At 57.2% G+C, this 20,527-nt stretch carries 20 protein-coding genes; 5 read left to right on the forward strand and 15 right to left on the reverse strand.

Annotated elements, in window-relative coordinates:
* Positions 1–29: 29 nt before the first annotated feature.
* The 10 genes from atpA to mnmG form a co-directional block, all read right to left on the reverse strand.
* Positions 30–1,574, reverse strand: coding sequence for a F0F1 ATP synthase subunit alpha (gene atpA, locus QF039_RS29340; protein ID WP_003213549.1), 1,545 nt, complete (start codon positions 1,572–1,574; stop codon positions 30–32).
* Positions 1,575–1,595: 21 nt separating this feature from the next.
* Entirely contained in the window at positions 1,596–2,132 is a 537-nt protein-coding gene (locus QF039_RS29345; protein ID WP_003213551.1) for a F0F1 ATP synthase subunit delta, read from the reverse strand.
* 12 nt (positions 2,133–2,144) lie between these two features.
* Positions 2,145–2,615, reverse strand: coding sequence for a F0F1 ATP synthase subunit B (locus tag QF039_RS29350; RefSeq protein ID WP_008439543.1), 471 nt, complete (start codon positions 2,613–2,615; stop codon positions 2,145–2,147).
* 56 nt (positions 2,616–2,671) lie between these two features.
* Entirely contained in the window at positions 2,672–2,929 is a 258-nt protein-coding gene (atpE, locus tag QF039_RS29355; RefSeq protein WP_002555987.1) for a F0F1 ATP synthase subunit C, read from the reverse strand.
* A 133-nt stretch (positions 2,930–3,062) separates the two neighbouring features.
* A complete protein-coding gene (atpB, locus tag QF039_RS29360) occupies positions 3,063–3,932 on the reverse strand; it encodes a F0F1 ATP synthase subunit A (RefSeq protein WP_003213554.1) in 870 nt (289 codons plus the stop codon).
* A 16-nt stretch (positions 3,933–3,948) separates the two neighbouring features.
* Complete coding sequence (locus QF039_RS29365) at positions 3,949–4,356, reverse strand: F0F1 ATP synthase subunit I (RefSeq protein ID WP_003213556.1); 408 nt, start codon at positions 4,354–4,356, stop codon at positions 3,949–3,951.
* 148 nt (positions 4,357–4,504) lie between these two features.
* Complete coding sequence (locus QF039_RS29370) at positions 4,505–5,377, reverse strand: ParB/RepB/Spo0J family partition protein (protein ID WP_003213558.1); 873 nt, start codon at positions 5,375–5,377, stop codon at positions 4,505–4,507.
* 9 nt (positions 5,378–5,386) lie between these two features.
* Positions 5,387–6,184, reverse strand: a complete 798-nt coding sequence (locus QF039_RS29375; protein WP_003213559.1) for a ParA family protein — start codon at positions 6,182–6,184, stop codon at positions 5,387–5,389.
* Between the two features lie 18 nt (positions 6,185–6,202).
* Positions 6,203–6,847, reverse strand: coding sequence for a 16S rRNA (guanine(527)-N(7))-methyltransferase RsmG (rsmG, locus tag QF039_RS29380; protein WP_003213561.1), 645 nt, complete (start codon positions 6,845–6,847; stop codon positions 6,203–6,205).
* Positions 6,844–8,736, reverse strand: a complete 1,893-nt coding sequence (gene mnmG, locus QF039_RS29385) for a tRNA uridine-5-carboxymethylaminomethyl(34) synthesis enzyme MnmG (RefSeq protein WP_003213563.1) — start codon at positions 8,734–8,736, stop codon at positions 6,844–6,846. Before mnmG ends, rsmG begins: the two co-directional genes overlap by 4 nt.
* Before the next feature lie 586 nt (positions 8,737–9,322).
* Between mnmG and QF039_RS29390 the strand changes: the two genes are divergently transcribed.
* The 3 genes from QF039_RS29390 to QF039_RS29400 all read left to right on the forward strand — a co-directional run bounded on the left by QF039_RS29390 (position 9,323) and on the right by QF039_RS29400 (position 13,308).
* Positions 9,323–9,829 (forward strand): sigma-70 family RNA polymerase sigma factor, encoded by a 507-nt coding sequence (locus tag QF039_RS29390; protein WP_008439546.1) that lies wholly within the window; start codon positions 9,323–9,325, stop codon positions 9,827–9,829.
* Positions 9,829–10,773: a FecR domain-containing protein gene (locus QF039_RS29395; protein WP_177020335.1), complete on the forward strand. Its 945-nt coding sequence runs from the start codon at positions 9,829–9,831 to the stop codon at positions 10,771–10,773. The genes QF039_RS29390 and QF039_RS29395 overlap by 1 nt, the downstream gene beginning before the upstream one ends.
* Before the next feature lie 93 nt (positions 10,774–10,866).
* Positions 10,867–13,308, forward strand: a complete 2,442-nt coding sequence (locus tag QF039_RS29400) for a TonB-dependent siderophore receptor (protein ID WP_307522028.1) — start codon at positions 10,867–10,869, stop codon at positions 13,306–13,308.
* A gap of 22 nt (positions 13,309–13,330) precedes the next feature.
* On the opposite strand, the gene mnmE is transcribed toward QF039_RS29400, so the two are convergent.
* The 5 genes from mnmE to rpmH all read right to left on the reverse strand — a co-directional run bounded on the left by mnmE (position 13,331) and on the right by rpmH (position 17,260).
* Positions 13,331–14,701 carry a tRNA uridine-5-carboxymethylaminomethyl(34) synthesis GTPase MnmE gene (gene mnmE, locus QF039_RS29405; RefSeq protein ID WP_307522030.1) on the reverse strand — a complete coding sequence of 457 codons (1,371 nt, stop codon included), beginning with the start codon at positions 14,699–14,701 and terminating at the stop codon, positions 13,331–13,333.
* A gap of 80 nt (positions 14,702–14,781) precedes the next feature.
* Positions 14,782–16,464 carry a membrane protein insertase YidC gene (gene yidC, locus QF039_RS29410; protein ID WP_003213572.1) on the reverse strand — a complete coding sequence of 561 codons (1,683 nt, stop codon included), beginning with the start codon at positions 16,462–16,464 and terminating at the stop codon, positions 14,782–14,784.
* 2 nt (positions 16,465–16,466) lie between these two features.
* The gene (gene yidD, locus QF039_RS29415; protein ID WP_003213574.1) at positions 16,467–16,712 is read right to left on the reverse strand and encodes a membrane protein insertion efficiency factor YidD; all 246 of its coding nucleotides are present in this window, start codon (positions 16,710–16,712) and stop codon (positions 16,467–16,469) included.
* Complete coding sequence (gene rnpA, locus QF039_RS29420) at positions 16,705–17,109, reverse strand: ribonuclease P protein component (RefSeq protein WP_010168490.1); 405 nt, start codon at positions 17,107–17,109, stop codon at positions 16,705–16,707. Before rnpA ends, yidD begins: the two co-directional genes overlap by 8 nt.
* A 16-nt stretch (positions 17,110–17,125) precedes the next feature.
* Entirely contained in the window at positions 17,126–17,260 is a 135-nt protein-coding gene (gene rpmH, locus QF039_RS29425) for a 50S ribosomal protein L34 (protein ID WP_003213577.1), read from the reverse strand.
* A gap of 585 nt (positions 17,261–17,845) precedes the next feature.
* On the opposite strand from rpmH, the gene dnaA reads away from it, so the two are divergent.
* Together dnaA and dnaN are read left to right on the forward strand one after the other, a co-directional pair.
* Positions 17,846–19,366, forward strand: coding sequence for a chromosomal replication initiator protein DnaA (gene dnaA / locus QF039_RS29430; RefSeq protein ID WP_032868695.1), 1,521 nt, complete (start codon positions 17,846–17,848; stop codon positions 19,364–19,366).
* Positions 19,367–19,405: 39 nt separating this feature from the next.
* Positions 19,406–20,509, forward strand: coding sequence for a DNA polymerase III subunit beta (dnaN, locus tag QF039_RS29435; protein WP_003213582.1), 1,104 nt, complete (start codon positions 19,406–19,408; stop codon positions 20,507–20,509).
* Positions 20,510–20,527 lie beyond the last annotated feature (18 nt).

Raw genomic sequence — 20,527 nt, forward strand, 5'->3', positions numbered from 1 at the left:
AGCGGGAGCCTCGCGGCCCCCGCTGCGGCTTACCAGGTTTGGGTGGCCTTGAACTTCTCGATACCGGCTTTGATGCCAGCGTCGATGTCGTCATTGAAGTCACCCTTCACGTTGATCTTCGCCATCAATTCGGCGTGATCGCGGTTGAAGTAAGCAATCAGCGCTTGTTCGAAGCTGCCGACCTTGGTGATTTCAACGTCGGTCAGGAACCCACGCTCAGCGGCATACAGCGACAGCGCCATGTCAGCGATCGACATTGGTGCGTATTGCTTCTGCTTCATCAGCTCGGTAACGCGCTGACCATGCTCAAGTTGCTTACGGGTCGCTTCGTCCAGGTCAGAAGCGAACTGGGCGAATGCCGCCAGTTCACGGTACTGAGCCAGAGCGGTACGGATACCACCGGAGAGCTTCTTGATGATCTTGGTCTGAGCGGCACCACCCACACGGGATACCGAAACACCGGCGTTCACTGCAGGACGGATCCCGGAGTTGAACATGGCCGATTCCAGGAAGATCTGACCGTCGGTGATGGAAATCACGTTGGTCGGAACGAACGCGGAAACGTCGCCAGCCTGGGTTTCGATGATCGGCAGTGCGGTCAGGGAACCGGTTTTGCCGGTCACTGCGCCGTTGGTGAACTTCTCTACGTATTCTTCCGAAACGCGGGATGCGCGCTCCAGCAGACGGGAGTGGAGATAGAACACGTCGCCTGGGTAAGCTTCACGGCCTGGTGGACGGCGCAGCAGCAGGGAAATCTGGCGGTAAGCCACTGCTTGCTTGGACAGATCGTCATAAACGATCAGCGCGTCTTCACCGCGGTCGCGGAAGTATTCGCCCATGGTGCAACCGGAGTACGGTGCCAGGAACTGAAGTGCAGCGGATTCGGAAGCACTGGCGGCCACGACGATGGTGTTAGCCAGGGCGCCGTTTTCTTCCAGCTTGCGAACCACGTTGGCGATGGTCGATTGTTTCTGACCGATGGCTACGTAGACGCAGAAAATCCCGCTGTCTTTCTGGTTGATGATCGCGTCGATCGCCAGAGCGGTTTTACCGATCTGACGGTCACCGATGATCAGCTCACGCTGGCCACGGCCGACAGGAATCATGGCATCGACAGCCTTGTAGCCAGTCTGTACAGGCTGGTCTACCGACTTACGCCAGATCACGCCTGGAGCAACTTTCTCGACCGCATCGGTCTCGGTGTTGTTCAGCGGACCTTTGCCGTCAACTGGGTTACCCAGTGCGTCGACAACGCGACCCAGCAGTTCCTTACCAACCGGAACTTCCAGGATGCGGCCTGTGCACTTGGCGCTCATGCCTTCGGCCAGAGTCTGGTAGGAGCCCAATACAACGGCACCTACAGAGTCTTGCTCCAGGTTGAGGGCCATACCGTAGACGCCGCCCGGAAACTCGATCATCTCGCCGTACATTACGTCGGCCAGACCGTGAATCCGCACGATGCCGTCAGATACGCTGACGACAGTGCCTTCGTTACGGGCTTGGGAGGTCACATCGAGCTTGTCGATGCGGCCCTTGATAATTTCACTTATTTCGGAAGGATTGAGTTGCTGCATTGCTCTGCTGCCCCTTCAAACTCAAGATTTCAATGCTTCGGCAAGATTCGCGAGTTTGCCGCGAATCGAGCCATCGATAACCAGGTCGCCGGCGCGAATGATGACACCACCAATCAGGGTGGCATCCTCCGCAACTTGCAGGCGCACTTCCCGGTCGAGTCGTGCACTGAGAACCTTGGCGAGTTTGTCTTGCTGTTCTTGGTTCAATGCAAAAGCACTGGTCACTTCAACATCTACCGATTTCTCTTGTTCGGCCTTGTACAGGTCAAACAGAGCGGCGATCTCCGGCAGAAGCGGGAGACGGTCGTTTTCGGCAACGACGTGGATGAAGTTCTGCACTTTTACATCAAACTTGTCGCCGCACACGTCAATAAACGTGGCGGCCTTGTCTGCGCTCGTCAGTCGCGGGGCCTTGAGCACGCGCTGCATGGTGTCGTCTTGCGACACTGCTGCAGCCAGGCCGAGCATGGCTGACCAAGAGGCCAGCTGCTGGTGGGCCTGGGCGTGCTCGAAGGCTGCCTTAGCGTAAGGTCGGGCCAACGTGGTCAATTCTGCCATGATCGCCCTCGCTTAAATTTCAGCAGCCAGTTTGTTTACCAGCTCCGCGTGCGCGTTTTGATCGATTGTGGCACCCAGGATCTTCTCAGCACCGCCGACGGCCAGAGCACCCAGTTGGGCACGCAGCGCATCTTTGACACCGTTCAGTTCCTGCTCGATCTCGGCTTGAGCCTGAACCTTCACACGGTCAGCGTCGATACGGGCTTTTTCAACAGCCTCTTCAACGATCTGGTTACCGCGTTTCTTGGCTTGCTCAATGATTTCAGCTGCCTGAGCTTTCGCTTCGCGCAGTTGTTGACCCGCTTTATCTTGGGCCAACTCCAGGTCGCGAGCTGCTCGTGCGGCAGCGTCCAGTCCGTCTGCGATCTTCTTCTGACGTTCGTGCAAAGCCGCGATGACCGGAGGCCATACGAACTTCATGCAGAAAACTACAAAAATCAAGAACGCTAAGGACTGACCAATAATGGTTGCATTAATGTTCACGCCAATACCTCGCTCGTTCGTTGCACAACACACCAATCACTCGAAAAAACGAGTGATTAACCGGCGAGTTGACCAACGAAGGGGTTCGCGAAGGTGAAGAACAGAGCGATACCAACACCGATCATGGTCACGGCGTCGAGCAGGCCGGCGACGATGAACATTTTAACTTGCAGCATTGGAACCATTTCTGGCTGACGCGCTGCGCCTTCCAGGAACTTGCCGCCCAGCAGGCCGAAACCAATGGCAGTACCCAGGGCGCCCAGGCCGATCAACAGTGCAACAGCGATAGCGGTTAGACCAACTACAGTTTCCATCTTTCCTCCCGACTTTTACGTCGTATGGTTTAGGTTTTTTAGATTTTAAAGCGGTAAAACAAATCGTTTCATAGCCCTTCAGGGCTACCCTCCCGTTTGACCGGGAGGGACATCAGACTAGTCGAGACTGGTCTTAATGGTTCTCTTCGTGCGCCATCGACAGGTAGACGATGGTCAGCATCATGAAGATAAACGCCTGCAGGGTGATGATCAGGATGTGGAACACAGCCCACGCCCACTGCAGAACAATGCCCAGGCCGCTAAGCCAGAGCAGACCACTGCCGAACATCACAGCGATCAGAATGAACACCAGCTCGCCGGCATACATGTTGCCGAACAGTCGCAGGGCCAGGGAAATCGGCTTGGCGACCAGGGTCACGAACTCCAGCAGGAAGTTCACCGGGATCAGCAGCGCTTGAACGAAGATGTTCTTGCTGCCGAACGGGTGCAGGGTCAGTTCGCCGATGAAGCCGCCGATGCCCTTGATCTTGATGCTGTAGAAAATGATCAACGCGAACACCGACAGGGCCATGCCCAGGGTGGCGTTAGGGTCCGTGGTCGAAACCGCACGGAATGGAATGTGGTGATCGCCGGAGATCAGGATGGCCAACTGAGGAATCCAGTCGACCGGGATCAGGTCGACGGCGTTCATCAGGAACACCCAGACGAAGATGGTCAGTGCCAACGGTGCAATCACCGCGCTACGACCATGGAAGCTGTCCCGCACGCTGCCATCGACGAATTCGACCAATACTTCAACGAAGTTCTGCAAAGCACCTGGCTGACCGGAAGTCGCCTTCTTTGCCGCCATGCGGAAAATCAGGACAAAGATCAGACCCAATGCGACAGACCAGCCCAGAGTATCCAGGTGGAATGCCCAGAAGCCCATTTCTTTGGCTTCTGCTGCGGAGTGGGCAAAGCCCCAGCCGCCGTTGGGAAGCTGACCGAAGGTCAGGTTCTGCAAGTGGTGCTGGATATAGCCCGAAGCGGTTGTTTCTGCCATGGTTGCCTCAAACGCCCTAAGGTTTCGAAAGTCTTGTTTTCATTAGCAGGGGAGCGAACCAGCTGACCAGTTGGGTCAACACGAAGACGCCGAATACAGCCAGCGGCGCCAATGGCTTCACACCTGCAAAGGTCAGTGCAAACAGCACTGCCGTCAAAATCAATTTCCCCGCCTCGCCGGCATAAAAAGACCGGACGATAGCCTGGGCTGCTCGGGCGCCGGAAAACCGAAAGGCCCTGTGAGCAAAATACATATTGGGCAGCAAGGCTATCAGGCCTCCGCAGAGTCCCGAGTATCCGGCTACGACTCCATACCAATACCAGAGCGCCAAAGAGGCGATCAGTAAAATGACAAATTGAGCCACTAAAACCGGGAAAACGGCCAAGCGATGGAACGGCAACGTGTTTGGCGTGCGGGTTTCCATCACTCTTGCTCCTCAATGGTCGGCTGCCGGAAATCAATAACTTGGCATAATTTGTGCCGACAAAATGCGCGCAGAGTATAGGGGCGGTTCTGCCCCTATTCAACTGCCGGGTAGTGATTTCCGACTGCGCGCTACAGAAGCAATTGTTTCAGCGGATGTGGGCAAGGACGCCCTGAAGCTCATCCAATGAGTTATATCCGATGACCAATTGCCCTTTGCCTTTCTTGCCATGACGAATTTGCACCGCAGAGCCTAGGCGTTCGGCCAGGCGCTGCTCCAGGCGTGCAATATCCGGATCAGGTTTGGCGGTTTCGACCGGTGCAGGTTTGCCACTGAGCCACTGGCGAACCAGGGCCTCGGTCTGACGAACGGTGAGGCCTCGTGCGACAACGTGTCGCGCCCCCTCAACCTGTTGATTTTCCGGCAAACCGAGCAAAGCACGGGCATGACCCATTTCCAGGTCGCCATGGGAAAGCATGGTTTTGATGACTTCCGGCAGCGCGATCAGGCGCAACAGGTTGGACACGGTAACCCGGGACTTGCCCACCGCATCCGCGACTTCCTGCTGAGTCAGTTTGAATTCCTGCTGCAAACGCTGCAGGGCGATCGCTTCCTCGATCGGATTGAGGTCTTCACGCTGGATGTTCTCGATCAACGCCATGGCGATGGCGGTTTCATCCGGCACATCGCGCACCATTGCCGGAATGGTTTCCTTGCCGGCCTGCTGGCTGGCGCGCCAGCGGCGCTCGCCGGCGATGATTTCAAAGCGGCCTGCACCAATCGGGCGCACCACGATCGGCTGCATCACGCCCTGGGCCTTGATCGAATTCGCCAATTCCTCCAGCGCCTGCGGGTCCATGTCCCGGCGCGGCTGGTATTTGCCGCGCTGGATCAGGTCCAGCGGCAGGTGCTGCAGCTCACGCTCGTCGGCCTGCACTGCCTGTTCTTCAAGGGTCGTGACAGTCGGACCACTCAGCAGTGCATCCAGTCCACGTCCGAGACCTCGTTTCTTGACGGCCATGGGGATTCCTTAAGTTGGCTGGGCTGCAGCGGTGCGTGAATTGCGGCGTTGACGGCGAACCATCTCGCCGGCCAGCGCCAGATAGGCAATGGCGCCGCGGGAGGACTTGTCGTACGCCAGCGCGGGCATGCCATAGCTTGGCGCTTCGGCCAGGCGGATGTTGCGTGGAATCACGGTGTCGTAGAGCTGATCGCCGAAGTGTTCCTTGAGCTGTGCCGACACATCGTTCATCAGGCTCAGGCGCGGGTCATACATGGTCCGCAGCAGGCCTTCGATTTGCAGGTTCGGGTTGAGCAACTCGGCGATACGCTTGATGTTATCCACAAGGTCGCTCAAGCCTTCGAGCGCGAAGTACTCGCACTGCATGGGGATAATCACCCCGTCGGCCGCAACCAGTGCGTTCAACGTCAGCATCGACAGCGACGGCGGGCAGTCGATCAAAATGTAGTCGTAATTCTCGCGAATCGGCGCCAGGGCGCTGCGCAGACGGCTTTCTTTCATCTGCATTTCCAGCAGCACCACTTCCGCCGCGGTCAAATCGCGGTTGGCCGGCAGCAGTTGATAACCGCCGTGCTCGGAGAAGTGCATGGCCTGGGCCAGGTCGCACTCGCCAATCAGCAAGTCGTAGACCGAGTTTTCCAGGCCGTGTTTATCCACACCGCTACCCATGGTGGCGTTGCCCTGTGGATCGAGATCGATCAACAGCACCCGACGCTTGGTAGCGACCAGGGATGCTGCGAGGTTGATGCAGGTGGTGGTTTTGCCCACGCCACCTTTCTGGTTCGCTATCGCGAATACCTTAGCCATTCTTGCTTGTGTTCCCAATCATGCCGTGCGGCGCAGTATCAGCAGATGGCGTTGGCCTTGGCAACCGGGTACGGCCAAGGCGTGTTCGCTATCGAGGTGGAAGTCTGCCGGCAATGCTAACAGCTCGTCGCTTGGATGAACGCCCTTCATTGCCAGCCAACGGGTATCGCGGTCGCCGAGGTGGCGGGTCCAGTTGCTGAAGTTCTCCATGCTGCTGAACGCCCGGGAAACAATTCCGTTGAAAGGCTGTTCAGGCGTAAAGGCTTCGACGCGACTGTGGATAACTTGCAGGTTATCCAGCTTGAGTTCGAGTTTGACCTGGGTCAGGAAGCGGGTTTTCTTGCCGTTGCTGTCCAGGCAGGTCACTTGCGACTCCGGAAACAGGATCGCCAGCGGGATGCCGGGCATGCCGCCGCCGCTGCCAACGTCGAGCCAGCGGCCGTTTTCGATAAACGGCATGACACTGAGACTGTCGAGCAGATGGCGGGAGACCATTTCGTCCGGGTCACGCACCGCAGTGAGGTTGTAAGCCTTGTTCCATTTGATCAACAGGGCCAGATAACCCAGCAGCAACTCGTGCTGGGCTTCGGTCAGGTTGACGCCAAGCTGGCGAGCACCTGTGGATAACTCTTCGGCGTGTTGCGAGGTGACCAACGAACTCAAGCGCTTTGCTCCAACTGACGGCCCGCGCCGCGTTTTTTCAAATGAATCATCAACAGCGAGATGGCTGCCGGCGTGACGCCCGGAATACGGGACGCCTGGCCCAGGGTCTCCGGTCGAGTTATCCCCAGCTTGCCTTGGATCTCTTTCGACAGCCCGGAAATGTTTGTGTAATCGATATCCACAGGCAGCTTGGTGTCTTCGCTGGCCCGCAGACGAGCGATCTCATCCTGCTGACGGTCAATGTAACCGGCGTATTTGGTCTTGATTTCGACCTGCTCGGCAACCTGTGGATCTTCTGCGCCACCGCCGGTGACCGAGATCAGACCAGCGTAGTCGATTTCCGGACGGGACAGCAGGTTCAGCAAGTTGTATTCGTGAGTCAGCGGCGTGCCGAATTTTTCGGCAATCGCGTCGCCTTGCTCGGTGCCCGGGCGAACCCAGGTACTTTTCAGACGTTGCTCTTCCAACTCGATACTTTCGCGTTTTTTGCAGAAGGCCGCCCAACGCACGTCGTCGACCAGGCCCAACTCGCGACCTTTTTCGGTCAAGCGCAGGTCGGCGTTGTCTTCCCGCAGGATCAGGCGGTATTCGGCCCGGGACGTAAACATCCGGTACGGTTCCTGGGTTCCGAGGGTGATCAGGTCGTCGACCAACACACCGATGTACGCCTCATCGCGACGCGGGCACCAGCTGTCTTTGCCCTGAGCACGCAGTGCCGCGTTGGTTCCGGCCAGCAACCCCTGGGCGCCGGCTTCTTCGTAACCGGTGGTGCCGTTGATTTGCCCTGCAAAGAACAAACCGCCGATGACCTTGGTTTCCAGGCTGTATTTCAGGTCACGCGGGTCGAAGTAGTCGTACTCGATGGCGTAGCCAGGACGCACGATGTGCGCATTTTCCATACCGCGAATCGACTGCACGATCTGGATTTGCACGTCGAACGGCAGAGACGTGGAAATTCCGTTCGGGTACAGCTCGTGGGTGGTCAGACCTTCCGGTTCGATAAAGACCTGGTGGCTTTCCTTGTCGGCAAAGCGGTGGATCTTGTCTTCGATCGACGGGCAGTAGCGCGGGCCAATACCTTCGATCACCCCGGAATACATCGGCGAACGGTCGAGGTTCGCGGCGATGATTTCGTGGGTGCGGGCGTTGGTGTGGGTAATCCAGCAACTGACCTGCTTCGGATGCTGTTCCTTGGAGCCCATGAACGACATCACCGGAATCGGTGTATCGCCGGCTTGCTCGGTCATCACCGAGAAATCCACAGACCGGCCATCAATTCGCGGCGGCGTACCGGTTTTCAGGCGACCAACACGCAGTGGCAGTTCGCGAAGGCGCTGAGCCAGGGCGATTGACGGTGGATCACCGGCGCGGCCACCGGAATAGTTCTGCATACCGATGTGGATAAGTCCGCCGAGGAAGGTACCGGTGGTCAACACCACGGATTCTGCGAAGAAACGCAGGCCCATTTGCGTGACAACACCGCGTACCTGGTCTTGTTCGACGATCAGGTCATCGGCTGCCTGTTGAAATATCCACAGGTTCGGCTGGTTTTCCAGGGTTTCGCGGACAGCGGCCTTGTACAGGATGCGGTCGGCTTGAGCACGTGTGGCTCGTACGGCCGGGCCTTTGCGACTGTTCAATACGCGAAATTGAATACCACCCTTATCGGTGGCCATGGCCATCGCGCCGCCCAGGGCATCGATTTCCTTGACCAGGTGGCTTTTGCCAATCCCGCCGATCGCGGGGTTGCAGCTCATGGCGCCGAGGGTTTCCACGTTATGCGTCAGCAACAGGGTTTTTGCCCCCATGCGTGCTGACGCCAGTGCTGCCTCGGTACCGGCATGACCGCCGCCGATGACGATCACTTCAAAACGGGAAGGGAAATCCACCACGCACCTCGTGCCTGCTTCTGTAGGTAATTAGGAATGAGCGTTCGAGATCAGGTTTTCGAACGAGTCGGCAAGTATAGGGACTTCGCCCTTCCTAAAGAACCCTTTGCACAAAATTTAACCAGCTGTGGATGAATCACGAACAATAGAAATTAAAAGAGAGAAATTTATTAAATCTTTGTTTTTATGTTTATTTCTACTGAGGCATGTTTCTGTGGATAGATCTCTACAGGCCTTTATTTACGTTATGTACAGAGATTCAAAAGTCTGTGGTTAGGTGCCAATGAGGCCCTTGGATAAGTGCTTTAAGCCTGTGGATTAAACGGGTGGTTATCCACAGAGGGGGTTTTACTCAGGTTTCAAGCCTGGTTATCAACTGGGCACAGGGGCGGTTATTCACAGGGCTTAATCCACAGAAAATACGGATCCCGATAAGTTTCAGGCAGGCAGATGCCTCCGAAAATCCTCGGTCAGGCAGGAAACAGTTCATTTGCATTTGTGAAACGGGTTGATGGAACGCCTATTGTGAGAAAGCGCCACGGCAGTTAATAATAGTTATTATCATTAACCTGCCTCGTCACCTCTCATGGCCCTTCCCTCGCATACCGTTGCAGTCCAGCACATCTATGAGCAGCACCATTCGTGGTTGCACAGCTGGCTCAAGGGAAAGTTGCATAACGCCTGCGATGCAGCTGACGTGGCACACGATACGTTCGTGCGGATCCTGGGCGGCCGCAATGCGACGCAGATCCTCGAGCCCAGGGACTATCTGGCCACAGTTGCCCGGGGACTGGTGATTGACCGCTATCGCCGCCGCGCCATTGAGCAGGCCTATCTGCAAACCCTGGCAGACCGGCCCGAAGCGATCGCAATCAGTGAAGAAGACAAGGCCATCATCATTGAAACCCTCGTTGCTGTGGATAAAGCCTTGTGTGGGCTGGGGGAACGGGCCAGGCGAATTTTCATGCTGTCCCAGGTCGAAGGCCTGACTTATCAACAGATCGCCGATCAGTTGCGTGTCTCGCTGACCACCGTCAAGAAACATATGGTTCGGGCCCTGACTGAATGCGCCTTGATCATGGCGGGCATGTAATGGCTGCCCCGGATCGCAAGACGTTCGAAGCCGCCGCCAGTTGGTACGTGCAATTTCAATCGCAGCCACCGACACCCGCGCAACAAAGTGCCTGGCAGCAATGGCTCAACGGCGATCCCTCCCATCAGGCGGCCTGGAACCAGATGGAGCAGTTGCAACGTGGCCTCGGTGCGCTACCCAAGGACTTCACCCGTCGTGCGCTCTCGGCCAGTCAACAACGGCGGCAAGTGCTCAAGCTGATGCTGATGCTCGGTGCCGCCGGGTACTTGGGGTGGAACGTTCAACAACACACGTCCCTGGGCAACCTCTGGGCTGACTATCGGACCAAGGTTGGCGAACGACGGCGAATCGGGTTGGCCGACGGCACTCAAATTGACCTCAATACGAACACGGCTATCGACGTACTTTTCGACGGGCAGCAGCGACTGGTCCGTTTGCGTGAGGGGGAAGTACTTATCCACACCGGAAAGTCGGGCCGGCAAACACCGTTTTATGTTGAAACCCATGAGGGTCGCGTTCAAGCCTTGGGTACGCGGTTCACTGTTCGTCAACTGCAAGGGTCGACGCGGGTTGGTGTGCTGGAAGACCGGGTCAGCGTGCAACCCGTCGACCAGCCGGCCAATAGCCGAGTGCTCGGACCTGGTGAGAGTGTCGACTTCGGCACGCAAGACGTAGGCCCCAGCCATATCTATCGCGGGAACCAAGCCGCATGGGTCGACGGCCAACTGATCGTTCTGGATGCGCGACTGGGGGATGTCATCGACGAACTGGCGCGCTATCGGCCGGGCGTTATGCAGTGCGATGCCGCATCAGCGCGGCTGCGGGTGTCCGGCACTTTCCGTCTGGATTCCACCGACGCCGTATTGGCCAACCTGCAGGTCACGCTGCCGATCCACGTGAAGTATTTCACGCGCTATTGGGTCTCCGTAACGCTTACAGCTTGATACTGAAAAAATACTCTCAACAGGGGTTATCTTTTTTTTACCTGGCGCGGCCCTACAGGTAATCACGATGCTACCTTCAGGGCTTACTCACACATGCGCCTTCCTACAAAACTTCGCCAGCGTCTCTCCCATCACGGCATCACGTATGGCTTGCTGCTGGCCACGGCCGCGACTGCCAGCACCTTGCTATGCACTCGGGCCATTGCTGCCAGCCCAGTGCAACATTACGTGATCGCCTCCGGGCCACTCGACAATGCCTTGAGCCAATTTGCGTCGAAGGCCAATGTGATTCTGTCATTCTCGCCGCAGCAGACGGCGCGCCTGCAAAGTCCTGGGCTGGAGGGTGACTACTCGGTGGAGCAAGGGTTTGCGTTATTGCTGCAAAACTCGGGATTGCAGGCGGCGGTTCAAGGCCCCGGCAGCTACGCGCTGCAGCCGGCCGTGAGCGGGGAACAGCTCATGCTGGCCCCCACTACTGTCAGCACTTATCAACAGACTGGGTTCAATCAGGAAATTGCCGGGGACGTAGGTTACAAGGCGCAAAACAGCCGAATCGGTACCAAGACCAGCACACCATTGTCGGAAACCCCGCGCTCGGTGTCGGTGGTGACCGGCCAGCGCATCAAGGATCAAAAATCCCAGACGCTCACCGAAGTGCTGGGCTATGTGCCGGGAATCTTTGCCCCTCCCTTCGCTGCGGGCGACGGGCTGGCCGGTGACTTGTTCTTCATTCGCGGTTTCAACGCCACGGATTATGGCTACGGCCTGCTGCGCGATGGCTTGCGAGTCCAAGGCAACCGGTATGACACCACCAGCGAACCTTATGGCCTGGAACGGGTGGAGATATTCCGTGGCCCTTCTTCCCTGCTCTACGGCGAAAACGCACCCGGTGGCCTGGTCAACCTGGTGAGTAAACACCCGACAGCTACACCACAAGGCGAAGTTCAGCTGACCTACGGTTCTAATAACCGGCGCCAGGTGGGTGTGGATATCTCCGGTCCCTTGGACGACAGCGGCAATATCCTTGGACGGGTGGTGATGCTCGGCAGGAAGTCCGACACCCAGACCGATCACGTTCCCGATGACCGCCTGTATATCGCACCATCCCTGACCCTCAATTTCGACGACTACAACACCCTGACGCTGCTGGCCAACTACCAGAAAGACCACACTAATCTTGAACTTGGCCTACCTGCAGCAGGCACGTTACTGACCAACCCCAACGGAAAGCTCTCCAAGCACACCATGCTCGGTGACCCGGATTGGAACACCTTCGAACGGGAAACCTGGAGCACCGGCTACGAGTTCAGCCACAGCTTCAACGATGACTGGCAGTTTCGGCAGAACTCGCGCTACATGCAGTCGCGAATCACCCGCCATGAAACCTGGCCAGGCAACCTGAATAATGCGGGGTTCGGCACACAGCTGAACATGAATGCCTACGACCGCTACAACAAATCGATGGTCTACTCGCTGGATAACCAGTTGGAAGGCAAATTCCAGGTAGGCGGGCTGGAAAATATCGTGCTGTTCGGTGCCAGCTATGACCGTACCTCGTTCAGCCAGGATTGGAATGCCGGATTTGCAGGCACGATCAATGTGTATAACCCGGTGTACCTGAGGGATCCATTGACGCCTCTCGCGGTGCAAAACACGTTGCTCGAACAGCAGATGAAAGGTGTTTATGCACAGCTTCAGAGCAAGTATGACCACTGGTTATTCTTGCTCGGCGGGCGGCAGGACTGGGTCGACAGTGATTTTCGCGACAAGGTGGCCAAGGCCGGCAACATCAGCTCTGAAGACCGCAAGTTCACCTATCAGGGCGGGATCATGTACCAGTTCGACAATGGCCTGACGCCATATGTCAGCTACTCGACCGCGTTCGTTCCGGTACAGCAGATCTCCAATGCCGGCACACCGCTGGACCCGATCACCAGCAGTCAATACGAAGTAGGCCTCAAGTACGAGCCGATCGGCTGGGACACGGCGATGACGTTGTCGGTCTATGACTTGCGCAAGCAGGACGACACGTACCTCGACGCCACGACCAATACCTACCGCCAGGTCGGCGAAAGCCGGGCCAAGGGTGTGGAAGTGGAGGTCAACAGCAACCTCACACCTAATTTGAACGTGACTGCGGCCTACACCTACACCGATGCTCGGATTACCAAGGATTCGGCAACGTCGCTCGTGGAAGGTCACCAGATGACCGGTGTTCCGCGTAATCAGGCTTCGGTCTGGGGCAAATACCGCTTTCTTGATGGCCAGCTCAAGGGCTTGTCCGTCGGCGGCGGCGTGCGCTACTTCGACAGCACTTTCGCTTACACCGCGCCTTCTCTATACGGGAAGCTGGATGCTGGAAGCGTGACGTTGGTGGATGCCGCCATTGGTTACCAGATTGACCAGCACTGGTCGGTAGACGTGAATGCGAAGAACCTGTTCGACAAGGAGTATGTGTCCGGCTGCAACGATGCGGGCCGCTGCTACTGGGGTGAAAGCCGGACGCTACTCGGAACTGTTTCCTACAACTGGTAACCAGCCAGCTGTGGATAACCGCCTATTTCCCGATACAGAAGCTTGAAAAGATCCGCCCCAACAAATCATCGGAGCTGAATGCGCCGGTGATCTCACCCAACAGCTGCTGCGCCTGGCGTAAATCCTCAGCCAGCAGCTCACCGGCTCCTGCCAGCGTCAGTTGCGCACGGCCATGCTCGAGGGCGGCGCTGGCATGCCGCAGTGCCTCCAGGTGCCTGCGACGAGCGCTGAAGCTGCTTTCCGAAGTCTGCTCGTAGCCCATGCACGCTTTCAGATGATCGCGCAGCAGTTCCAGCCCTTCTCCTGCAGCCTTGGCACTCAAGCTGATTGTCACGTGGCCATCTTCACTGACTTCCAGGGCAATTGCCTCGCCCGTCAGGTCAGCCTTGTTGCGAATCAGCGTGACCTTGGCCGGGTCCGGCCGTTGTTCGAGGAATTCCGGCCACAGTGCAAACGGGTCTGCAGCCTCTGGCGCGGTGGCATCCACCACCAGCAACACGCGGTCAGCTTCCGTGATGGCCTTCAACGCGCGTTCCACCCCGATCTTTTCCACCTGGTCATCGGTGTCACGCAGTCCAGCGGTGTCCACCACATGCAGGGGCATGCCATCGATGTGGATATGTTCGCGCAGGATATCCCGCGTGGTGCCGGCGATCTCGGTGACGATCGCGGCCTCTCGCCCGGCCAGGGAATTGAGCAGGCTCGACTTGCCGGCGTTAGGACGGCCGGCAATCACCACGGTCATACCGTCGCGCAGCAAGGCACCTTGCCCGGCTTCGCGCAGCACTGTGGATAACTCGTCGCGAACCTTATCCAGCATCGCCAGAACATGGCCATCGGCAAGGAAGTCGATTTCTTCCTCCGGGAAATCAATCGCGGCCTCCACGTAGATGCGCAAGCTGATCAACTGCTCGGTGAGGTTATGCACACGCAGGGAAAACGCGCCCTGCAACGAGCGCAACGCATTGCGCGCAGCTTGTGCAGAGCTGGCTTCGATCAGGTCGGCAATCGCCTCGGCCTGGGCCAGGTCGAGTTTGTCGTTGAGGAACGCGCGTTCGCTGAATTCACCCGGACGTGCCAGGCGGCAACCCAACTGCAGGCAACGCTGCAGCAGCATGTCCAGAACGATCGGGCCGCCGTGGCCTTGCAGCTCCAGGACGTCTTCGCCGGTAAAGGAGTTCGGCCCCGGGAAATAAAGGGCGATACCTTCATCCAGCACTTCTTCATCAGCGCCTAAAAACGGCCCGTAATGCGCATACCTCGGCTTCAGTTCCCGCCCGCTGATGGCCTGGGCCGCCACGCCGGCGAGCGGCCCGGAAATACGAACGATACCGACACCACCACGACCTTGAGCGGTGGCGACAGCGGCGATGGTTTCACGAGGAGCGCTCATGGCGGGTACCCGGATAAAAGTGACGGAAAGCAAAACGCCCCACTAGGGGGCGTCTTGAGTGGTGTTATCCACAGAGTAAATTACGCCTCGGCTTTTTTGGTAGCCGCTTCGATTTTACGTGTGATGTACCACTGTTGGGAGATCGACAGGCAGTTGTTGACCACCCAGTACAGCACCAGACCAGCCGGGAACCACAGGAAGAAGAAGGTGAAGATGATTGGCATCATTTTCATTACCTTGGCCTGCATCGGGTCCGGCGGAGTCGGGTTCAGGCGCTGCTGGATGAACATGGTCGCGCCCATGATGATCGGCAGGATAAAGAACGGGTCTTTGATCGACAGGTCAGTTATCCACAGCATGAACGGAGCCTGGCGCATTTCCACGCTTTCCAGGAGCACCCAGTACAGCGACAGGAACACCGGCATCTGCACCAGAATCGGCAAGCATCCACCCAGCGGGTTGATCTTCTCTTTCTTGTACAGCTCCATCATGGCCTGGGACATTTTCTGCCGGTCATCGCCATGTTGTTCTTTCAGCGCGGCCAGTTTCGGGGCCACGGCACGCATACGCGCCATCGACTTGTAGCTGGCAGCCGACAGTGGGAAGAAGATCCCCTTGATCAGCATGGTCAGCAGGATAATCGAGAAGCCCCAGTTACCCACAATGCTGTGGATATGTTGCAGCAGCCAGAAAATAGGCTGGGCAATGAACCACAGAATGCCGTAATCCACAGTCAGTTCCAGACCTGGGGATAACTCTTTGAGGACTGCCTGGCTCTTCGGACCGGCGTACAACGTCGCGCTGGCTTCAGCCTTGGCACCCGGAGCGACGGTCAACGTCGGGCCAGTAAAGCCAATGATGTAGTTGCCTTGGCTGTCTTTGCGGGTTTGAACCAGGTTGGCATCACCTTTGTTTGGGATCCATGCGGTCACGAAGTAGTGTTGCAACCAGGCAACCCAGCCACCTTGAACGGTTTCTTTCAGTGCGCCTTTGTCGATATCTTTCATCGACACTTTTTTGTACGGCTCGCTACTTGTCCACAGGGCTGCGCCCAGGTAAGTCGCGGTGCCGGTGGCGGTGCTGGAAGAAGGATCGGCGCTGTTGTCACGCTTGAGCTGGGCAAACAGGTTGCCCGTCCACGGCTTCGCGCTTTCGTTGTCGATCAGGTAAGTGACTTTCAGATCGTACAAACCGCGGGTGAAGCTGAAACGCTTGATGTAGTTGACGCCGTCGTGACTGAATTTCAGGTCGACGTTCAACTGGTTCTGGCCATCGGCCAGTTGATAAGTCTTCTGTTCGGTCGAATAAACCGGACGACCGGTAGCACGAGCATCCGGACCGTCAGTACCGGTCAGGCCACTTTGCGCCAGATATACACGTTCGCCACCGTTATCGAACAGCTGGAACGGAACATCCGGATGGTCTTGGCGACGTGGATACAGCGGCAGCTTCAGCTGGGCGATATCACCACCCTGTGGGTCGATTGCCAGGTCCAGTACATCCGTTTTTACATGGATGAGGTCTTTATTGGTGACGACCGGGGTTTCTACCGGGGTACTGGTATCGGCATTCGCGCTGGGTACATCGGCACTGGCGGCAGCATTGTTACCCAGTGGCGTATCCGGAATAGCCGGCGCCGACTGATTGGTAGCAACATTCTGAGTCGGCAGGGCAGCTTGGCCATAATCCTGGTTCCACTTAAGAACCATAGAGTAGGACACGATTGCCAGGGCGACGATCAGGATCGTGCGTTTAATATCCATGATTACTCGGCCATCGAAGAAGAACGGGAGGTAGGGATAGGCGGAACCGGGTCATAACCACCGGGATTCCACGGATGACAGCGACCTAAACGACGAAAGGTCAGCCAGCCACCGCGCAGAAGGCCATGATTTTCTATGGCTTCCAACGCGTAGCAGGAACAACTGGGGTAGAAACGACAGTGGTTTGCCATCAGGGGACTAATGGCATAGCGGTAAAACTGGATCGGAACGAGGGCCAGTTTACGCATCAGTACTGTCTACCCCTACAGTTTCGGTGCTGACAGCTGGTGCTGGCTTGTTGGTACGAGCCAAACGTTTCCAGAGCTTGCCGAAATGCTGAATCAATTCGGGGTTTTCTACGTCCCCCAAGCCTTTGCGCGCGACGATAACAATATCCCAACCAACCAGAGTCTCCTGGTGGAGGCGAAACGATTCGCGCATCAGACGCTTGAGGCGATTGCGCTCAACGGAGAGCTTTACGCTCTTCTTGCCGATCACCAACCCGAGACGGGGGTGATCCAGATCGTTGTTACGCGCAAGGAGCAGGAGATTTTTCCCCGGAACCTTGCCGGTGGGGGAGTCAAAGACTGCCTTGAAATGCCGGGGGGTTAGCAGACGCTTTTCCCGACTGAAGTCCTGACTCACCACCAGTACCGGATTATCAAACTGCCAGACGCGCACGACCTTTGGCGCGGCGACGCGACAGGACAGCACGGCCGTTCTTGGTGGCCATGCGAGCACGGAAGCCGTGAGTACGGGCGCGTTTGATGGTGCTTGGTTGGAAAGTACGTTTCATGGCGTGTTACCTGGTTCGTCCACAACGGGCCGGAATGGCCCCCGTTTTAAGAGACCGGCGATTCTAGAGAAAGCAAGCCTCTAGGTCAATTTCCAACCAGCTTTTCCTTTAATTAGATATCTGGAGGCCTGCGGACCGAATCCGGGCGATTCGCCTTTGACGAGCAATGCCATAGATATAAAAATAAAGAAGGAAGTTATTTAAAGCTTTTCTGTAAAGCTTATAAAAGCTAGGCACCCCATCTTCTGTGGATAACTGCCTTGAGGCCATATTCTACGGGCTGTACAGAGAATGACAACACGGGGGAGAAACGGTGCTCTGCCTGTGCTGCGCTATCGGATAAGCTGTGTGTGGAATGGCTAGTTATCCACAGGCCAGTTACCCACAGACTTTCGCCCCCACTTGTACAACGAGCTTAGGGGCGCTTATCCACAGAGCTTATGCACAGACCATTTGTCGCCTTTTTTACGGTTAAGGCATTGATTCTTGGCGCCCTGTGAGCAACCTACATGTGGATAAGTGGGCGGCTGGCCGCTACAATGGCGGCTGTTTTTGCCTCACCGGCTTTCAACTTAGGGGATATCCGTGTCAGTGGAACTTTGGCAGCAGTGCGTGGAGCTTTTGCGCGATGAGCTGCCTGCCCAGCAATTCAACACCTGGATCCGTCCGCTACAGGTCGAAGCCGAAGGCGACGAGTTGCGTGTCTACGCACCCAATCGTTTTGTTCTCGACTGGGTCAACGAGAAATACCTGAGCCGCGTTCTCGAATTGCTCGATGAACATGGCAACGGGCTTGCTCCGGTGCTCTCCTTATTAATAGGCAGCAAACGTAGCTCGGCACCTCGTGCTGCGCCGAATGCACCGTTGGCAGCCAGTGCCTCCCAGGCTCAGGCCGCTGCGGCACCTGTTAATAACTCGCCAGCCCCGGTGGCCCAGACGCCTTCGAAATCCTCGTCGCAGAAAAACGCGCCTATAAATGAAGAGCCGTCCCGCGACAGCTTTGACCCAATGGCCGGCGCCAGCTCACAACAGGCCCCGGTTCGTGCCGAACAGCGCACCGTCCAGGTAGAGGGTGCGCTCAAGCACACCAGCTATCTGAACCGCACGTTCACCTTTGAGAACTTTGTCGAAGGTAAATCCAACCAGCTGGCCCGCGCGGCTGCCTGGCAGGTCGCCGACAACCCCAAGCATGGTTACAACCCGCTCTTCCTTTATGGTGGCGTTGGCTTGGGTAAAACTCACTTGATGCACGCCGTGGGTAACCACCTGTTAAAGAAGAACCCGAATGCCAAGGTCGTGTACCTGCACTCGGAGCGCTTCGTGGCCGATATGGTCAAGGCGTTGCAGCTAAACGCCATCAACGAGTTCAAGCGGTTCTACCGTTCCGTTGATGCCTTGCTGATCGATGACATTCAATTCTTCGCCCGCAAGGAACGTTCCCAGGAAGAGTTTTTCCACACGTTCAACGCGTTGCTCGAAGGTGGCCAGCAGGTCATCCTGACCAGTGACCGTTATCCGAAGGAAATCGAAGGCCTGGAAGAGCGCCTGAAGTCGCGCTTCGGCTGGGGCCTGACCGTAGCGGTAGAACCTCCGGAGCTTGAAACCCGCGTCGCGATCCTGATGAAAAAGGCCGATCAGGCCAAAGTCGACCTGCCGCACGACGCCGCGTTCTTTATCGCCCAGCGCATTCGCTCCAACGTGCGTGAACTGGAAGGCGCACTCAAGCGGGTCATCGCTCACTCGCACTTCATGGGTCGTGACATCACCATCGAGCTGATTCGCGAATCCCTGAAAGACCTGCTGGCGTTGCAAGACAAGCTGGTGAGTGTGGATAACATCCAGCGCACCGTGGCCGAGTATTACAAGATCAAGATTTCCGACCTGCTGTCCAAGCGCCGTTCGCGCTCGGTAGCACGTCCCCGCCAGGTAGCGATGGCGCTCTCCAAAGAGCTGACCAACCACAGCCTGCCGGAAATTGGTGATGTGTTTGGCGGTCGCGACCACACCACGGTCTTGCACGCGTGCCGCAAGATCAACGAACTTAAGGAATCCGACGCGGATATTCGCGAGGACTACAAGAACCTGCTGCGTACACTGACTACTTGATGAACACCAGCGCAGCTTATTAAGGCAAGGGACTAGACCATGCATTTCACCATTCAACGCGAAGCCCTGTTGAAACCCCTGCAACTGGTCGCAGGCGTCGTCGAGCGCCGACAGACCTTGCCGGTGCTTTCCAACGTATTGCTGGTTGTCGAAGGCCAGCAATTGTCCTTGACCGGTACCGACCTCGAAGTCGAGTTGGTCGGTCGCGTCCAGCTCGAAGAGCCCGCCGAACCCGGCGAGATCACCGTGCCGGCGCGCAAGCTGATGGACATCTGTAAGAGCCTGCCCAACGACGCGCTGATCGACATCAAGGTTGATGAGCAAAAGCTGGTGGTCAAGGCCGGTCGCAGCCGTTTCACCCTGTCGACCTTGCCGGCCAACGACTTCCCGACCGTGGAAGAAGGCCCAGGCTCGCTGACCTGCAGCCTGGAACAAAGCCGACTGCGCCGCTTGATCGAGCGCACCAGCTTCGCCATGGCCCAGCAGGACGTGCGTTATTACCTTAACGGCATGCTGCTGGAAGTCTCCGAAGGCATCATCCGCGCCGTAGCCACCGATGGTCACCGTCTGGCCATGTGCTCGATGAAGGCCGATATCGGTCAACCGGATCGCCACCAGGTGATCGTGCCGCGTAAAGGTATTCTGGAGCTCGCGCGCCTGCTGACTGAGCCGGATGGCAATGTCAGTATCGTGCTGGGCCAGCACCACATCCGCGCGACCACTGGCGAGTTCACCTTCACTTCCAAGCTGGTTGACGGCAAGTTCCCGGATTACGAGCGCGTTCTGCCTAAAGGCGGCGACAAGCTGGTGATTGGTGATCGTCAGGCCCTGCGTGAAGCGTTCAGCCGTACCGCTATTCTTTCCAACGAGAAATACCGTGGTATCCGCCTGCAATTGGCCAACGGCCAACTGAAAATCCAGGCGAATAACCCTGAGCAGGAAGAAGCGGAAGAAGAAGTGGGCGTCGACTACAACGGCGGCAACCTGGAAATCGGCTTCAACGTCAGCTACCTGCTGGACGTGCTGGGCGTGATGACCACTGAACAGGTTCGCCTGATTCTGTCTGACTCCAACAGCAGCGCCCTGGTACAAGAATCCGACAACGATGACTCGGCTTACGTTGTCATGCCGATGCGCCTGTAATCATGTTCAGCAGAAGCT

The sequence above is a fragment of the Pseudomonas sp. W2I6 genome (assembly GCF_030815935.1).
GTDB lineage: Bacteria > Pseudomonadota > Gammaproteobacteria > Pseudomonadales > Pseudomonadaceae > Aquipseudomonas.

What these genes read in the sequence shown, in the direction of transcription:
- atpA (WP_003213549.1), bottom strand. Translation starts at nt 1,574, where the DNA reads ATGCAGCAACTCAATCCTTCCGAAATAAGTGAAATTATCAAGGGCCGC.
- QF039_RS29345 (WP_003213551.1), bottom strand. Translation starts at nt 2,132, where the DNA reads ATGGCAGAATTGACCACGTTGGCCCGACCTTACGCTAAGGCAGCCTTC.
- atpE (WP_002555987.1), bottom strand. Translation starts at nt 2,929, where the DNA reads ATGGAAACTGTAGTTGGTCTAACCGCTATCGCTGTTGCACTGTTGATC.
- atpB (WP_003213554.1), bottom strand. Translation starts at nt 3,932, where the DNA reads ATGGCAGAAACAACCGCTTCGGGCTATATCCAGCACCACTTGCAGAAC.
- QF039_RS29365 (WP_003213556.1), bottom strand. Translation starts at nt 4,356, where the DNA reads ATGGAAACCCGCACGCCAAACACGTTGCCGTTCCATCGCTTGGCCGTT.
- QF039_RS29370 (WP_003213558.1), bottom strand. Translation starts at nt 5,377, where the DNA reads ATGGCCGTCAAGAAACGAGGTCTCGGACGTGGACTGGATGCACTGCTG.
- QF039_RS29375 (WP_003213559.1), bottom strand. Translation starts at nt 6,184, where the DNA reads ATGGCTAAGGTATTCGCGATAGCGAACCAGAAAGGTGGCGTGGGCAAA.
- QF039_RS29390 (WP_008439546.1), top strand. Translation starts at nt 9,323, where the DNA reads ATGGCCCTTCCCTCGCATACCGTTGCAGTCCAGCACATCTATGAGCAG.
- QF039_RS29395 (WP_177020335.1), top strand. Translation starts at nt 9,829, where the DNA reads ATGGCTGCCCCGGATCGCAAGACGTTCGAAGCCGCCGCCAGTTGGTAC.
- QF039_RS29400 (WP_307522028.1), top strand. Translation starts at nt 10,867, where the DNA reads ATGCGCCTTCCTACAAAACTTCGCCAGCGTCTCTCCCATCACGGCATC.
- mnmE (WP_307522030.1), bottom strand. Translation starts at nt 14,701, where the DNA reads ATGAGCGCTCCTCGTGAAACCATCGCCGCTGTCGCCACCGCTCAAGGT.
- yidC (WP_003213572.1), bottom strand. Translation starts at nt 16,464, where the DNA reads ATGGATATTAAACGCACGATCCTGATCGTCGCCCTGGCAATCGTGTCC.
- yidD (WP_003213574.1), bottom strand. Translation starts at nt 16,712, where the DNA reads ATGCGTAAACTGGCCCTCGTTCCGATCCAGTTTTACCGCTATGCCATT.
- rpmH (WP_003213577.1), bottom strand. Translation starts at nt 17,260, where the DNA reads ATGAAACGTACTTTCCAACCAAGCACCATCAAACGCGCCCGTACTCAC.
- dnaN (WP_003213582.1), top strand. Translation starts at nt 19,406, where the DNA reads ATGCATTTCACCATTCAACGCGAAGCCCTGTTGAAACCCCTGCAACTG.